This is a genomic window from Streptomyces sp. NBC_00414, from assembly GCF_036038375.1.
Taxonomy (GTDB): Bacteria; Actinomycetota; Actinomycetes; order Streptomycetales; family Streptomycetaceae; genus Streptomyces.
In genome coordinates this window covers 7,580,584-7,597,282 of record NZ_CP107935.1, presented here as the reverse complement: position 1 = coordinate 7,597,282, position 16,699 = coordinate 7,580,584, and the positions used below count along the sequence as shown (strand labels likewise).

Below are 16,699 nucleotides of genomic sequence, written 5' to 3'. Positions count from 1 at the left end.
TCACTGCCCACGAACGTCGATGCCCTTCGCATCGGCGAACCTTGGCGTGATTCGGACCGTTCACCTTCCCAACAGCCGTTGTTACTCTGGAAATGGTGCTGTCCGCCTGTGCACCGGCACCACCACACCGGCGGGACGGTCCGAGCCACATGCCGGATCCCTCCCTCGGCCATGGTTCGAGGAGGGTTCTTTGGGCGCCTCACCGGTCTGGCACAAAAGCACTCACAGCGGCTCCCCTTCGGATGATTGCATCGAAGTCACACAGACCGCTTCCTCCGTCCTTATCCGGGACTCGAAGCGACCCGCTGGCCCCACCCTGCTCCTCTCCCGGTCCGCCTGGCACCTCTTCGTCCACCACGTCTCCCCCGTCCCCCGGCAGCAAGCCGCCTGATACCCCGTCCCGGACACATGTCGGGCAGAATCGGGACCCAACACCACGGGTCATGCCGGACACGGAACGAGGCACGAGGACACATGCCACAGGAGGACAGCACCGGCAGCCGTAAGGCCGGCCGGGACCATGCGTCGTTGTTCAGCCGGTACATGGACGACGCCGCTGAGGAAAGCGGTGCGTTCCGGGTCGAGGTGGGAGCCGACGGCCGGGGCACCGACGTCGAGCTAGAACTGCTGGGCTCCGAGGACGAGGACGAGTCGGACGGCATCACCGCGCCGTACGACCCGTCCAAGATCGAAATCCAGACCAGCAACCCCACCATCAACCTGCTCATGTCCCGGCTGAGCAACGGCATGATCGACCTCGCGCCCGACTTCCAGCGGCGCGCGGGGATCTGGTCGGACGAACAGCAGAGCCGGCTGATCGAGTCGCTCCTGCTGCGCATCCCGATCCCGTCCTTCTACGCGGCGGAGCTGGACGACAGTTCCTGGGCGCAGGACAGCTCCTGGGCCATCGTGGACGGCATTCAGCGGCTCACGGCCATCGCCCGCTTCATCGCTCCCGACGCGCTCGCCGAGGTCGCGGGCATCAACGCCGGTCCGTTGCGGCTGCGCGGCCTTGAGTACCTGAAGAAGGAGTTCGAGGGGAAAGGGTACGAGGATCTCACCGGGCGGCTGCAGATCCGGCTCAACGAAACACAGGTCGTCGTGCACGTCATCCGGCCAGGCACTCCGGACGAGGTGAAGTTCAACATCTTCGCCCGGATCAACACGGGTGGTCTGCCGCTCACCCGCCAGGAGATCCGGCACGCGCTGATTCCGGGGCCGGCTCGCGCCCTGCTGTCGTCGCTGGCAGAGTCACCCGAATTCCTGTCGGCGACCAGCGGCAGCGTAGGCACCGCGCGCATGGCGGACAGGGAGATGGTGCTGCGTGCCCTGGCCTTCATGCTCACGGCACCCGACGACTTCAGGTACCAGGACTTCGACCAGTTTCTCGCGCACGCGATGCGCACCATAAACCGCATGCCCGAAAAGGCTCGGACGTCACTCGCGGCTCACTTCGAACGGGCCATGACCACTGCCGAGGACATCTTCGGCAAGCACGCCTTCCGGAAGCTGTATCCGGACCAGGAATGGCGCAATCCCGTCAACAAGGCCCTCTTCGAGTCGGTGACGGTCAACCTGTCCGAACTCGACGCCGAGGAGCGTGCGGCACTGGTAGCGTCCCGCGAGAACGTGACCGTGGGTTATCAACAGCTTATGACCGACGTGGACTTCGAGCGCGCGGTGTCCGTCGGCACCGGCGACCGCGCCAAGGTCCACACGCGGTTTTCCAAGGTGCGCGACCTCTTCAGGAACGTCCTGGACGGCGACGGGGGCAGTTGAACAGTGATCGAGCAGTTGGCGCTGACCAACTTCAAGGCGTTCCGGTCGGCCGAGATCCCGCTGGCCCCGGTCACCCTGCTCACGGGTCTCAACTCGTCCGGCAAGAGCTCGGTCCTCCAGGCACTGGTCCTGCTGCGGCAGTCGTACGACGCGTCCACCCTGTTCTCCGCCGACGGGCAGTCGGAGGAGCAGGGAGGGTTCCTCCTCAACGGCGAGCTGCTGGAACTCGGCACCGGGCAGGACGTACTCCACGAGGATTTCGTGCGTATGCCGAACCTGCCCGCTCCACTGATCCGTGTCGGGTTCCGCACGAGCGACGGGAGGGACCACGGCTGGGCCGCGCTGTACGCCTCCGAGCAGGACGTGCTGCCCCTGTACACGGCCTCGCCCGTCCCGCACGTGGAGTCGGTCTTCAACCGCTCCTTCCAGTACCTCAAAGCCGACCGCATCGTGCCGGCCACCAGCTACCCCCGGTCCCACCAGCAGGCCATCGCCCGCGGTTTTCTCGGCGCGCGCGGCGAGCACACCGTCAACTACCTGCGCCACCACGGCCAGGACACCATGATGTCCGCGGCTCTGCGCCATCCAGAGGCCCGCGGCAGCACCTTCCTGGACCACGTGGTGGCGTGGATGCAGGAGCTGTGCCCGGGGGTGAACCTCGAAGCGGCGGAGATCCCCGGCATCGACTCCGTCCGCCTCAGCTACGGCTTCGACGGCACGGCCGGTCTGGAATCCTCGGGCCGCCGCCGCCCGACGAACGTCGGCTTCGGCCTCACCTACGCCCTGCCGATCGTCGTCGCATGCCTGACCGCGGGGCCGAACAGCCTGATCCTCCTGGAGAACCCGGAAGCCCATCTCCACCCACGCGGGCAATCCCGGATGGCGTCACTCATGGCCGCCGCCGCAGCGGCTGGCGCCCAGCTCGTCGTGGAGACGCACTCGGACCACGTCCTCAACGGACTTCGACTCGCGGTCAAGAAGCAGGTCATCGCCGCCACCGACACCGCTGTGCACTACTTCCGCCGTCAGGGGCTGCGGGCGGAGATCGTCACCCCACGCATCCACGACGACGGCACCCTCTCGGACTGGCCGCCGGGCTTCTTCGATGAGTGGGAGAACTCTCTGGAACAGCTCCTCGACTGACCTCCGCACCTCAGACATCCGTACCCGCGACGTTCGTACCGTCGACATCCGCGCCTCCGGGGGAGGGCCACGTGCCGCTGTCGTTGTTCCTGAACGAACTGTCCTGCCAGTCCGACAGCGGGGCGAGACGGGTCGACGAGGCCATGGCCGCCTTCGTGGCCACGCTGAAGCGGCTCAAGACCTGGCAGGAGGTCGCCCTCGTCACCGAGAGCCCGCTCCCTCAGGCCGAACTCGCCCGCGGCTACCTCTACCAGCAGTGGGTGAACGCCACACCTCTCAACAAGGAGCGGCACCGCTTGATCCTCAGTCTGCGTAGCCGCGCGCCCGGCACGCTGCGCGGTGTACTGGAGGCAGCCGGACACGATCCGTCCGAGGTCGAACACTTCCACGACGGCAGGCGCGCGTCCGGTATCGGCGCCGCCCACCTCATGGACGGGATGGCCATCAGCCTCCCCGTCACCCAGAAATGGGCAACCTCGTGGCTCGACGTCGACATCGTCCAGCTCGTCGAGGACGACATCGAGACCAGCCAGGACCGGGTCCGCCACTGCTCCACTCCCGCAGAGGCCGACGAACACGAGGCGTGGGCACGAGACACCGGACTGGCCTCGCTCACGGACACGTCCCAGCTCCTGTCCTCCTGGCCGGAATTCTTTCCCTCGCTGGAGCGGCTCCCCCGCTTCGACCGGGACCTGCGCGCCCTCGACCCGAAATGGTTCCGGGCCGCCCGCGACCTCCTCGCCGACCTCCAGTCCACGGCCGCCCAGCACTGGGACCTCGCCCGTTCCCCCGAACCCGACTGGCAGAACCCGCACATCACCCCCGAGTCGCAGTCCCGGCGTCACCTCTGCACTTTCCCGGACCCCGACCTCGACGGCCGCCCCGCCACCTTCTCCTGGCACGGCCGCATGACACCGGGCAAGGGGCGGTTGTACTTCCGCCTGGTCCCGGAACGGATGACGTTCCGCCTGGCGTTCATCGGCGCGAAACCGGGCAGCGACCGGCTGTCCTGACCGCGCCCCGCCCCGACCCGTCCTGGCGGAGATTCTGCGCTCCGTGCAGACCGACCGCCAAGAAACGCCGCGCGCGGCCGTCGCGTCTAGGGCTGTTCCCACTTCCGGGTGGGAAACCCGCACGCCGCGCGTGGGTCCTTCGCCGGAAGCAGACGCAGCTGGCCGATCGGCGCCTTGAACGACGCGGCGGCATCCGCGTCCCAAAGAACGACATCGCCTCCGGCCACTCCGAACGACAGGTAGGGGCGTCCGGGATGCAGCTCACCACCCCGCACGTTCAATCGCGCTTTGGCGACGGTGGGCTCTACGCAGGTCCACTCGGGCTCGACGCCAAAATAGGGTGGCGTGTTCTTGTGCTTCTCGGCCGCCGTTTTCACAGCCGTGGCCGCGTCGTTCGCGTTGTTCACGGCGAGGACCGCGACCAGACCGATCACCATCGCCTGCACCAGGACATACAGCGGCACGTTCAAATACTCTGCGGGCCGGAGGAAGGACGCGTGCACGTGTTTCGCGATGCCCCAGCCCGCCGGTACGAACAGCGCCAGGCTCAGGAAGCTCAGCAGCTTGGCGGCCGCCAACGCCTGCCAGATGCCTGGCACCTCCAGGTCCGCCGGGTCGATGCCAAACTCGTCCGCGTACAAGGTATGGAGCACTGACCCGGACGCCACGACCAAGGAGACCAGCACGGTGAACACGAGCGGTGCCGCCCAGGTCAGCCACTCACCCAACGTCCACTGGCGTATCAGAAGCCGGACACCGATCAAAGTGATGACGACAGCGGTGAGGACGGCCAACTGGCCCGGCGTCCACGCCCTGGCCTTGGAGGAGGCCGGGATGAGTGTCATCGCGAGGAGGACTGTCGCCGCCACCAAAACGGTGAAAACGCTCAAGCCTCGCCCGCCGGAAAGGTAGATCCTGCTGCCGCTCCACGCTCCTCCCGCGAGGCAGGTCGCGGCGAGCACACACCACACCCACATCCGGGGGCCGGACTGATGGCTTGCGACGACGGCGCAGAACGTCATGGCGAACAGCCAGGCGAAAATCCGGTGATGCCTCCGGCTCAGGTCCTCCTCACGTCTCTTGACGACATGGTGGTGTTCCCGTCCCTGGAGCGCTCGGACGTCGACATCCGAGCGGGGCGGTGCTCCCGTCGGCACGCCCATCCTCGCAAGCCTCCTGGCCTCCGACGGCGTACCGGTCACGAACGTGCCCGTGTCGTGGCGGCCTCTCCGCTCAGACACGTGAGCCCGTACGAACGCGCACTTCCGCCGCAGTCGCACGCGCAGGCCGGGCGCGGGCCGGGGCGGTCGCAGGGGCGGGCGATGCCCAACGGTATGGGCCTCCCATTCGGTGAGCTGCTCCCGGTCCGTGTCCAGCACATCGCAGCGCCTGACATACATCTCCAGCTTGGCCGTCCTCGCCAGCCGTTGCACCCGCCAGACCGCCGCTCCCACCGTCCTGCTGTTGCGCGCGCCGAACAGATGCACCTCGACGCAGTACAGACGCGAGGCGTCATCCGGCGTCAGCACTCCCTCCGTCACGTCGGCACCTCGTGCGAACGACCTCACGACCGGCCACCCACGCCGTTCGAACTCGGCCTCGGCCCGGTCCCAGTCCCGCTGCGCACCCACTACTTCGACGAGTGCCAACGCTCGTTGGTCGTACTGAACACGCACGGCGTGCCCCCTCCATACGATTCGCTCTCATCTCCTCCCTGATCCTGCCGTCGCGGACTCCTCACCGAGCTGTTTCACGACGAAGTCCATGTGCTGAATGTGCCCCATCCTGATCCACGTCTCCGCGCTGCCCGACCCCTTGGCACCCTCACCGTGCGCGCACGCGGACAACCAGGCCTCGCCGTCGCCGTATCCGGCGCCGCGGAATGCGTCGGACTCCGTGATCCAGCGGGCCGTGGCGCGGACGCGGTCGACGCGATCGGCGCCGCGAACACCGCCGGAGTCCCTGGTCGGCGCCTGCCCGATGAGGAAGCCGTCCTGCGTGGTGTAGCGCATCAGGCTCCACGGAGGGCGCCTGTCGTTCACGAAAGCGGTGTTCGCGCTGAAGGGGTGCTCCACCGAGTAGTCCCCGTAGACCACGTTCCTCGGGAAGCCGGGGCGGGCCGCGCGTACTTCCTGGTAGAGCTGACGGTCCCGGCGTCGGCCGACACGGGTGGACTCCCTGCCCGGGCTGTCGTTCCACCGGGGGAAGGCGCCGGACGTCAGGACTATCGTGCGCCAGGGAACGAGCCCGCCCAGGAGATCGAGTGCCTTTCCGGCCTCCACGGAGTCCACGGCCGCGCCCATGTCCAGAATGAGATCGGTCCGTTCGGGAGGCAGGACGAGCCGGTCCATCATGTCCGACAACTCCGCGGCGCGAGGCTGGTCCGAAGGGGCATCGACCAGCACGCGTATGCCGATGCCGCGCCCGCTCAGTACGGCGAGGTCCGCCGTGTAGCGCTGGAGAGTGGGGTGCCGTTCGGGGCCGGTCACCAGCCGCAGACCGCTCCGGGTCGTCAGCCGCCACAGGGCGACGGCCGCCCCTGACGTGCCTGCCTCGACGTGAACGGCGTCCACCCACCCGTTCGTTCCGTCCGTCGCAGTGATCAGCCGGTCGGCATGCCGGGTGAGCCAGCGGTCGAGCGCACTCCGGTCGCCGTCCGGTTCGGGGGCGGGCCGCTCGCCCCGTATGCGTTCCCGCCCGACGTGCGGCATGACGGTCCACAGCGGCGCGACCCGTCGTCGTACGTGGAGATGCAGTTGCCCGTACGCGCTCCAGGCGCTCTGCCTCGCGGGCAGCACCGGTACGTAGATCGGCTCGACCATCGCGGTTCCCCCTCGAACCCGCTGTGCTCGCCGTATCGCCCCTGCTTGAAGGGTGAACGGGAACGCTCGGTGACGAAAGAGGGCGATTCCGGCCATGGGCGCTCATGTGAGCCGTGATTCGTAAGACGCTGTCAGACGCTCCCTATACGGTTGATCCGGACAACCGTCTGAACGAGCAATCCGGGGGCTGTCCGAGGATCATCCGGACGGACGAAGGAGCACGTCGTGAGGCCCACCCTGGCCGCCGCGCAAGTCCGCGGCAGTCTGACGCAGTACCTCACGACCACCTACGCACTCACCGACTCAGACACCCGTCTCGCTCTGGAGCGCTTCCTCGGCCACCCCGAGTCCGGGATCTTCCGAGGTCCCTACCTGCGCATCAGGACGCCGTTCCACAAAGCCGACGACGGGTGGCGGCAACATCTCGAATGGGTTCCGGGTTTCCCGCCGTACCGGCATCAGGCCAAGGCGTGGGAGCGGCTGAGCACTCTGCACGCTCCGGCGCGGCCGACGTTGATCACCACAGGGACCGGGTCCGGTAAGACGGAGTCCTTCCTCGTGCCCGTCCTCGACCACTGCCGGCGGGAGAAGGCGCGCGGCCGAAACGGGATCAAGGCCGTACTGCTGTATCCGATGAACGCGCTGGCCACCGATCAGGCCGGCCGCATCGGGGAATACCTCGCACAGCCCGAGCTTGCCCAGGTCACCGCCGGGCTCTACATCGGTGACAGGCCGGACACCGACTTCCGGCGGGTGATGACCCGGCGCGAGGAGATGCGTATCTCGCCGCCGGACGTGCTGGTGACCAACTACAAGATGCTCGATCTGCTGCTGCAGCGCGGTGAGGACCAACCCCTTTGGCAGGGCGCCGACATCGCGCATGTGGTGCTCGACGAGTTCCACACGTACGACGGCGCGCAGGGCACCGACGTCGCGATGCTGCTGCGCCGGCTGGCCTCGGCGACAGGGCGAAGCAGGCCCGGACGGCCGCTCGGGACGATCTGTCCCGTGGCGACGTCCGCGACTCTGGGCGAGGGCGGTCCCGGAAACCAGGCAGGCGGCATCCTCGACGTGGCGGCGCAGGTCTTCGGTATGCCGTTCTCCGCCGACGCGGTGATCGGTGAAGAACGCATGTCCGCCGAACAGTTCACCGGTGAAGTGGACTACGAACTGCCCGAGCCGCCGTCGCCGAAGGACGTCATCGACTGCTCCGGCGGGCCGGGGGTCGAGGCACGCCCCGATCAGCTGGATCTCGACGGGCTGGCGACGAAGCTCCTGGGACGGAGCGGTCTGGATCCGTTCCAGCTCGGCAGGCTCCTCAAGCGGCACGACTTCACTCACGGCGTGCTGTCGCTCCTCGACGGGGAACCGCTCAGCGAATGGGAACTGCGGGACCGGATGAGCCGGTTCGGGTACGCGTGGGGGCGGGCCGCGCGGGAGAATCCACGGCTCGTACTGCAGGCCCTGTCGCGTTTCGTGGCGCTTCTGTCCGCCGCTCGCGATCCCGAGTCCGACGAGAAGCGGCCCAGGCCGCTTCTGCACATCGAGGCACACCTGTGGGTGCGGCCCGTCACAAGGGTGCTGCGCGGTGTCGGGCCCTCACCGGAATTCCGGTGGTACGAGGACGACCGCACCGCCGCGCGCAGAGCGGCCCTGGCCGCACCTCCCACCGGTGGCGACGAGGGCGAGCGATCGTCCGGAAGCTGGCCGTCGGGTGATGCCCGGCGCGCGCAAGCACAACCGGGATCGGACACGGCGGCGCGGCCGGCCGCCGTACATCTGCCCGCCGTCTACTGCCGTAACTGCGGGCGGTCCGGATGGGCCGCACTGTCACCGGAAGCCGACCCGCAGCGGCTCGTCATGGCGCAGGACAAGGTGTGGCGGGCGGGCGTCGGACGCGACAAACGGCGTATCCGGTACTTCATCGCCGCGACCGGCGCCGAACGGGACGAGGCACTGGACGCACTGACCGGTGCGAGGCCTTCGTCCGCAAGCGGTGTCGACCCGCTCTCCGTCGTCGTACTCGATGGCGCCCAGGGGACGTACCGCCTGCCGACAGCCGCAGACCGCGACGAACTGCAGGACGGATGGTTCGCCCTGGCGATCACCGACAAGAAGTCCGCGGACAAAGCGGCCGTGGACGACCGCTGCCCGGCCTGCAACGTGGACAACGGAATCCGCTTCCTGGGTACGTCACTCGCCGCGCTGGCGTCCGCCACCATCACGCAACTCTTCACGGGCGGCGACATCGCCCTAGTCCCGGAGGAGCGCAAGACGCTGCTCTTCAACGACTCGACGCAGGACGCAGCGCACCGGGCGGGTTACGTCGCCAACGCCTCGTACAAGTTCTCGCTGCGGTCGCTGCTCGCGCACACCCTCAACGACTCCCCGGAACCTCTGGCGCTCAACGACCTCGTAGGGAACGTGCTCGACTCCGTCGACGACCCGCAGGCGCTGGCCGCCGTGGTGCCACCCGACCTGCACGACGAACCGGGTGTGGACCGGCTGCTGTCGGGGCGGGGTACGGGTGACGCCCGCACATGGAAACTCATCGGTGAACGGCTGGCCTTCGCCACCGTCATGGAATTCGGTCTGCGTTCCCGTCAGGGACGCACCCTGGAGCTCACCCGCACCGCCGCGGCCGAGGTCGTCCTCCAGGAACCGGAACGCATCATCGCACTCGCCCGCGATGTGCACCTGACACTGCCCGGGCAGCTGGTCGCGATGGGCGGGCTGCCGACCCCCGACCGCTATCTGGCCTTCGTGCGCGGGTTGTTGGAGCGAGTCAGGCAACGTGGCGGCGTACGGCACCGGTGGCTGGAACCGTGGATGCGGGACGCGGGGGTCACCCGTTTCAAGGTGTGGGGCGGCCGGCCCGACGGCATGCCGGCGTTCCCCGACGGAGTGGCCGCGCCCCGGTTCCTGCTGGACGGGCCGAAGGAGAAGTCCACTTTCGACGCCGCCACCGGCAGACTCGGCTGGTATCAGGACTGGACCCGCCGGTGCCTCAGTCTGGACGCGGCCGGTGCGAGCGAGTACCTGCGCCGGCTCCTGCCCGTGCTGGCGGAGGAACACGTCCTCGCCGTGCGCACGGCACAGGACCGCACCACCAGGGTCTACGGGCTCCAGCCCGGCCACATCGAGGTGCGCCTGCTCGACGACGCGGTGGTCAACAAATCATTCGTCAGCTGCCCGGACTGCGGCTGGGAGCAAGTCGTGCTGCCCGAGCGCAGGACCCGTTGGTACGGGCATCCGTGCCCGCGCTACCGGTGCAAGGGGATGCTCCGGCCGCCCCAGTCCGATGTCTCCGTCAGCGTCACCAGCACGTCCGGCAGTTTCGGCGGCTCCCGCGAGCGCGACTATCAGAACGACTACTACCGGCGCCTGTATCTGACAGGCGGTACGTTCCGTGTCGTTACGGCCGAGCACACGGGCATGCTCACCCGCCCACAGCGCGAGCGCGTCGAGCGGACCTTCCGGGAAGGCACGCACTACACGGACCCCAACGTGCTCTCGTGCACACCGACGCTGGAACTCGGCATCGACATCGGTGACCTGTCAGCCGTACTCCTCGGGTCTCTGCCGAAGGGCCCGGCGAACTACGTGCAGCGGGCCGGGCGTGCGGGCCGCAAGACCGGCAACGCACTGGTGGTCGCCTTCGGCGGACGACGCGCCCGTGACCTCTACTACCTCGACGACCCGCGGGAGATGATCGCGGGCGACATCGTGCCGCCCGGCTGTTATCTGTCCGCGGTGGAGATTCTGCGTCGGCAGTACACGGCGCATCTCCTGGATCTCGCGGCCCGTGGCTCTCTCACCACAGCGGACGGGGAGCGACTCCAGCCCGCGCCACGGCTCGTCTCGGCACTTTTCGGCACGACCGGCTGGTGCCAGGACCTCGCGGACGCCGCACTCACCCACGGGGCACGTCTGGTCGAGGACTTCCTGGCGCTGTTCCCCGCCGGGGCGACGGACGGCACGGGAATCTCCGAACACGCAGCCGGCCAGCTGCGCGCCTACGCCACGGCAGGAATCGTCAGGGCCCTGCAGGAAGCCGAGGAGGACTGGACCGGGCGGCGTGAGGAACTACGGCGACGGATCGCGTCGATCGACACCGCGATGGACGCACTCGTTCGGTCCGATCCCGAACAGGACCGCGAGCACCGGGAGCTGCTGGCGGAGCGCCGCGCCACCGGGAACCTGCTGCGCGAGCTGAGCCAGACCGGCGCCCACGGCGCGCTCGTGGACCTCGGACTCCTACCGAACTACAGCCTCGCCGACACGACGACGCAGCTGGAAGCCACCCTCTACTGGACGGAGCAGCAGTCCGACGAGGGGGACGGCGACGGCCGAGCGGATGTCCCGAAGAGGACCTACCGCAGCGAAGTACGGGACTACGAGCGCTCCCGCAAGCTTTCCCTCACGGAACTCGCGCCGGGCAACAGCTTCTACGTCAACGGATACAAGCACGTCGTACGCGCCCTCGACATCGGCAGCCCCGACCGGCGCGCCTGGTCGGTGTGGCGGCTCTGCCCCGCATGCGGTTACGCCCGTACCGAGAACGCGAAGACGGACGCTTCACCCTGCCCTCGCTGTGGCGGGCGGGAGATCGCCGATGCCGGGTGCGTCCAGTACGTCATGGAACCCAAGCGGGTCATCGCCCGCGACAAGCGCGACGACGCCAGGGTCCGCGACGACAAGGACGAGCGGGACCGGCGCCGCTACTCGATGCTGACGACCGTCGACATCGACCCCGTACACCTGGCGGCCGGCTCCTGGCGGCACGACACCGCGATCTTCGGCGTCGACTTCACCCGGCGCGCGGTCATCAGGACACTCAACCTCGGGCTCGACCGCCAGGACGGCAGCAGCACCGTGCCGATCGCGGGTGACGATGTCCGGCTCAATCCCTTCTATGTGTGCACCAGTTGTGGCGGCGCCACAGCCGACGGACGCCCCGTCGTCGACCAGCCTCACAACGCGCTCACGGAGTCCCTTGCCACAAGCAGCAGAGCCAGTGCCCACCACCTACTGTGGTGTCCGCGCCGGAAATCACGAGCCGCGGGCGACGAGCAGGGCAAGGGGGAGGACGTCCCTCTGCTGCTGGCTCACGAGCTCGTTACCGAGGCCGTACGCATCCTGCTCCCGGCATCCGTCGCTCGCGCCAAGGAGCGACTCGCGTCATTCACCGCCGCTCTGTTCGTGGGTATCGCGGCACGGTACGGCGGCGATCCCGACCACATCGACATCGCAGCCGCCTCCATGCCCGACGGCAGCGACACCGACTGGCCCCGCCGTTTCCTCGTCGTCTACGACCGGTTGCCGGGCGGCACCGGGTATCTGCACCGGTTGGCGTCCGCGGACGGTTTCCGCGAAGTACTGCTCAAGGCACGCGAGGTCATCGAGAGCTGCCCCTGCATCGAGCGGGGTCTCGACGGCTGCCACCGCTGTCTGCTGCGCCGGGTTCCCGCGAGCGACTACGACCGTGTGAGCAGGAACGAAGTACGGCAGATGCTCGACGAACTGCTCGGCAAGACCGGTGAGAGCTGGCAGACCTCGCCCATCACCACCACGCACCAGATCCCCCTGGAGCGCCAGGCCGAGAGCGACCTCGAAGTCATGTTCATCGACACGCTCAAGGAGTGGGCCAAGCAGCCCGATTCGCAGGCCAGCGCGGACGCATACACGACCACCGCCGGTACGTACTCGTTGGACCTGAGGTTGACCGGGTCCAACGGCACCACACTCAGCTGGCGGGTTTCGCAGCAGCGAGTGCTGGACGGAACGCGTCCCGACGTGCTCTTCGAACGCCTCGATGCCCCAGGACCGCGCCTCGCTCTCTACCTCGACGGCTACGAGTTCCATGCCACGCCCAAGCACAACCGGCTCGCCGACGACGCCGCCAAGCGCACCCGGCTGCGCGCCGAGGGCCTACGCGTCTTCCAACTCACCTACTACGACGTGAAGGAGTGGCTCGCCCGGGTCCGAGACACCGGCTATGCCGCCGCCGGCTCCACGGATCCGGTGTGGCAGCCGTACGGGGAGCAGGGCCAGAAGCAGGCCCGGGACTACTACGCCAAGGTCCGGGGCGGTCTGCCGGGCGAACTCGCCCAGACCGTCTGGATCAATCCGGCGGATCTACTCCTCGCATACCTGCGCCGACCGGACGCCACACTGTGGCTGACGCGCGCGGAGGCTGTCGTGGCCGGGCTCACGGGAGCACGGCCTCATGCGGCGGCCGTGCCTGAGGAAGAAGTGGGCGCGCAACTCACAGCGGCGCTGGGCGGTACGCCTCCGCAGGACCGGGGCGGGCCCTTGCATGTGCTCGCCGCGGTCGATGTGTCCGGCTGCTCCGTCACAGCTGTGGCGGACGGCCGACACAAACCGCCCGCGTGGACGGCGGCCACCGTCCTCGACGACAGCACCGCGGCCGTCGCGGACACGGAAGCGCACAAAAAACGCTGGCGAGCCTGGTTGTACTGGAGCAATCTCTCGCAGTTCCTGGAACACGGAGGAGGCGACAGCGTCCAGCTGACCACGAGCATGCTGGACGCGTTCTCGCCGGACACACTCGCGGTCACCGGCGGCTCCGGATGGCTGGCCTCCACTCGATTCGAACTCGGTCTCGGTGCCGAAGAGACTGCCGTTCTCCACGAGGCACGAGAGTCGGACCACTCGGTGACCGAGGCGGAAGCTGACTTCCCTCTCGGCAGGGAGCCGAGCGGTGTCACGCCGAGGAATTCCACACCACGAGGGACAGTCTGGGACACAGTGCTGGAGTACCTGGATCCGGAAGAGCCCGGACTGCAACTCTTGGCTGTGGCGCTCGTCTCGCTGGGGGCGCCCGCACCCGTCGACGGCTTCGAGCTCGACGACCGTGGCTGGCTGGCCGAACTCGCCTGGCCGGCCCGCAAGGTCGGAGTCGTGCTCTCCGCTCGCCCGGTCGGCTCCGAGTCGGACTACGAGGCCGAGGACCGCGACGCGGCCTTCGCCGCCGCAGGGTGGGACGTACGCCCCGCGAGTGAATGGACAGCCAGGGAACTGGCTGAACGGCTGACCGTGCAACCATCCGGGCCCGGTGGGCATCGTGATCAGCAAGACGACCGAACGACCCACGGGGAGCGCCACCGATGATCACCGCGAGTGTGACCCTCCGCCTGCTCGACAAGGCGGACCGGGAGATCCTCAAGCTCCCCCGTACCGTCAAGGGCGCCCTCTACGACTTCCAGCACAAGTTCAAGGCGAACCCGCAGGCCACGGGCCTCCAGTTGAAGCAGCTGAAGGGCGACAGCAGGCTCTGGTCCGCGCGCGTCAACGACGAATACCGCGCCCTGCTGCTGCGTCTCGCCGACCACGACTGGCTGATCGTCTCGGTCAAGCATCGCAAAGAGGTCTACGAAAACCTTGATCGGCTGTCCTACGGCATCAACCAGATCACCGGTGGCATCGAGTACGTCGATCTCCAGGTCGTCGAGGAGAGCGTGCTCAGGCGGACGACACCTCCCGCACCAGCACCGGAGCGGCCTACCCAACCTCAGCCCGTACCGCCGCAGCCAGAGACGCTCTTCTCCCGCTTCTCGGAGCAGCAACTCACCGACCTCGGCGTCGCCGAACCGCTGGTGCCGGTGATTCGCACGCTCACCACGGAGGAGCAGCTGCTCGGGCTCATCGAGTACGCGCCCCAACTGACCGGCGAGATCCTGCTGTCGCTCTTCGACGGCGCGTCGTACGAGAACGTACTGGAACAGGTGACGGCCCCGGTGGCCGCACCCGAGCCGGTCGACACAGAGGACTTCCAGGCCGCCGCACAACGCCCGGCGACCATGGTCACGACCACGGACGAGGCACTGCGCGAAGCGCTGGAAGGCGAGGACTTCGGGCGTTGGAAGGTCTTCCTCCACCCCACACAGTCCAAACTGGTTGACCGGGACTACTCAGGACCGGCCCGTGTGGGCGGCGGTCCTGGTACGGGGAAGACGATCGTCGCCCTGCACCGGGTGAAGCATCTGGTCGAACAGCTCCCCCAGGGCCGCAACAAGCAGGTGCTTCTCACCACATACAACAAGAACCTCGCAGCCGACCTCCGGGCTCGGCTGCTGGAACTGGGCGGAGAACAGCTGTTGTCCCGCGTGGACATCAGCCATGTCGACCAGCTGGCGCTGCGCGTGGTCCGAGAAGCCGAGCCGGGCAGCGCCAAACAGACCATCGACGACAATCAGGTACTCCGCGAGTGGCGCTCGATGCTCGATGAACTCGGCGAGACGACCTGGGACGCGGAGTTCCTGCACGACGAGTGGACGCAGGTCATCCTCGGTCAGGCGGTCGTGTCCCGCACCGACTATTTTCGTGCACGCCGTGCCGGTAGGGGACGGAACATCACTCGGCAGGAGCGGGCGGAAATCTGGCAACTGGCGGAGAAGTTCACTCAGCGCCTGGACCGCCTGGGGCGCCAGACATGGGCGCAGGTCGCCGAACGGGCCGCACGCCTGGAGATGGAGCGTGAGCGGCGAATCCAGACTGTCGAGCAGCAGCGCGCCGAGCACGGGGGTCTGGACAACATTCACCTGCAAGACGGTTCCGCAGGATGGCTGCGGTACCGCTACCGGCACATCGTCGTGGACGAGGCCCAGGATCTCCGTCCGGGGCACTGGAAGATGCTTCGCGCCATGGTCGCGCGAGACCGCAACGACCTGTTCCTCGTCGGCGACACCCATCAGCGCATCTACAACAACCAGGTGACCCTCGGCAGCCTCGGCATCAACATCCGTGGCCGCTCCGCCAAGCTCACCCTCAGCTACCGGACCACGCGACAGATCCTCGGCTCGGCACTCGGAGTACTGAGTGGTGAGTCGTTCGACGACCTCGACGGCAACGAGGAGACCTTGGCGGGATACCGCTCGGTCCTGAGCGGTGCGCGACCCGCGCTGCACCCGAACTCCGACTGGGAAGGCGAGCGGCAGGGAATCGCCGAGCTGGTGGCGGAGTGGGACGACATTCCCCTGGAGCAGATCGCCATCTGCGTTCCCACCAACGCGATGGCACAGGAAGTCGCCGTGTCGCTGGCCCACGCGGGCATCAGGGCCATAGAGATCGGCCCCGACGGGCCTCGTGGTGACGAGGGTGTGCACATCGGCACGATGTTCCGGTTCAAAGGGCTCGAATATCAACGCATGATCATCGCTGGAGTGAACGAGGGCCTCGTGCCCCGCCACGCGGTGACCCAGATGCAGCGTACCGACGCCCTGCGGTATCGACGGGAGCTTCAGCGGACGCGGTCCCTCCTCTTCGTCGCGTCCACTCGTTCACGCGATTCTCTCGCGATCTTCTGGCACGGAACTCCCAGCCGGTTCCTCAAGCCCCTCCTCAAGGACGGATAGCATCCAGGGCTCACTCCGTTGCGCCCTGAGTACGCCGAGGAGACTCACCTATCGTCAGGTCTCCGACCGTGTGAGCCTGAACCACGGTGCCGTGCTGGACCCCACCCCTGATGGAGTTGTGGACGGTACTCGTTGCGGGCACCGTGGACGGCAGGCTCAACTCAGCAAGTAGCGTGCGAAGTTCGGCGGCGGCTTCCGGATCATTGCGCAACGTGCGCCGGAGTCGGGTACGCCAGGACGCCTGTACGTCAGCTGCGGCGTCCTCGTCCCCGGCGTCCCGCGCGGCGACGAGGTCGGTGCGTGACTCCTCCAACTCCCCCTCGACCGCTGCCTCGTCCCGCCCTCGCGAGAAGAACACGACGACCCGGTCCCGTACGTTCCCCCACCCGTCGGTCACCATCTGCTGCACGAGGGCCGTCGCCCCCGCCGCCGCCAGTGCCGCCAACTCCGGTTCCATCGGGACCCCTTCGTCGTGCTTCCGGTTCGTCGCACATCCGGAGATCCACGGTAGCGGGACCGGCATCCGCGGCAACCCCGCACAGGAGGGCACGCCCGCTTCCGTACG

General features: G+C 68.0%; 9 protein-coding genes. 6 read left to right on the top strand and 3 right to left on the bottom strand.

All coding sequences use genetic code 11. The annotated features are described in order from the left end of the window. Positions 1-19: 19 nt before the first annotated feature. The 4 genes from OHS59_RS32990 to OHS59_RS32975 all read left to right on the top strand — a co-directional run bounded on the left by OHS59_RS32990 (position 20) and on the right by OHS59_RS32975 (position 3,935). On the top strand, positions 20-391 hold the full coding sequence (locus OHS59_RS32990; RefSeq protein ID WP_328497002.1) for a DUF397 domain-containing protein: 372 nt from the start codon (positions 20-22) through the stop codon (positions 389-391). Positions 392-474: 83 nt separating this feature from the next. Next, the gene (locus tag OHS59_RS32985) at positions 475-1,779 is read left to right on the top strand and encodes a DUF262 domain-containing protein (protein ID WP_328497001.1); all 1,305 of its coding nucleotides are present in this window, start codon (positions 475-477) and stop codon (positions 1,777-1,779) included. A 3-nt stretch (positions 1,780-1,782) separates the two neighbouring features. Next, entirely contained in the window at positions 1,783-2,922 is a 1,140-nt protein-coding gene (locus OHS59_RS32980) for an AAA family ATPase (RefSeq protein ID WP_328497000.1), read from the top strand. A gap of 71 nt (positions 2,923-2,993) precedes the next feature. Beyond that, positions 2,994-3,935 (top strand): hypothetical protein, encoded by a 942-nt coding sequence (locus OHS59_RS32975; RefSeq protein ID WP_328496999.1) that lies wholly within the window; start codon positions 2,994-2,996, stop codon positions 3,933-3,935. 86 nt (positions 3,936-4,021) lie between these two features. On the opposite strand, the gene OHS59_RS32970 is transcribed toward OHS59_RS32975, so the two are convergent. Together OHS59_RS32970 and OHS59_RS32965 are read right to left on the bottom strand one after the other, a co-directional pair. Next, the gene (locus OHS59_RS32970; protein ID WP_328496998.1) at positions 4,022-5,476 is read right to left on the bottom strand and encodes an NnrS multi-domain protein; all 1,455 of its coding nucleotides are present in this window, start codon (positions 5,474-5,476) and stop codon (positions 4,022-4,024) included. Positions 5,477-5,638: 162 nt separating this feature from the next. Further along, positions 5,639-6,757: a beta family protein gene (locus tag OHS59_RS32965; protein WP_328496997.1), complete on the bottom strand. Its 1,119-nt coding sequence runs from the start codon at positions 6,755-6,757 to the stop codon at positions 5,639-5,641. A 225-nt stretch (positions 6,758-6,982) separates the two neighbouring features. Between OHS59_RS32965 and OHS59_RS32960 the strand changes: the two genes are divergently transcribed. Beyond that, positions 6,983-13,891, top strand: coding sequence for a DEAD/DEAH box helicase (locus OHS59_RS32960; protein ID WP_328496996.1), 6,909 nt, complete (start codon positions 6,983-6,985; stop codon positions 13,889-13,891). Then, positions 13,888-16,134, top strand: a complete 2,247-nt coding sequence (locus OHS59_RS32955; protein ID WP_328496995.1) for a UvrD-helicase domain-containing protein — start codon at positions 13,888-13,890, stop codon at positions 16,132-16,134. The genes OHS59_RS32960 and OHS59_RS32955 overlap by 4 nt, the downstream gene beginning before the upstream one ends. 10 nt (positions 16,135-16,144) lie before the next feature. Here the strand turns inward: OHS59_RS32955 and OHS59_RS32950 are convergent, their stop codons facing one another. After that, positions 16,145-16,591 (bottom strand): hypothetical protein, encoded by a 447-nt coding sequence (locus OHS59_RS32950; RefSeq protein ID WP_328496994.1) that lies wholly within the window; start codon positions 16,589-16,591, stop codon positions 16,145-16,147. Positions 16,592-16,699: the final 108 nt, after the last annotated feature.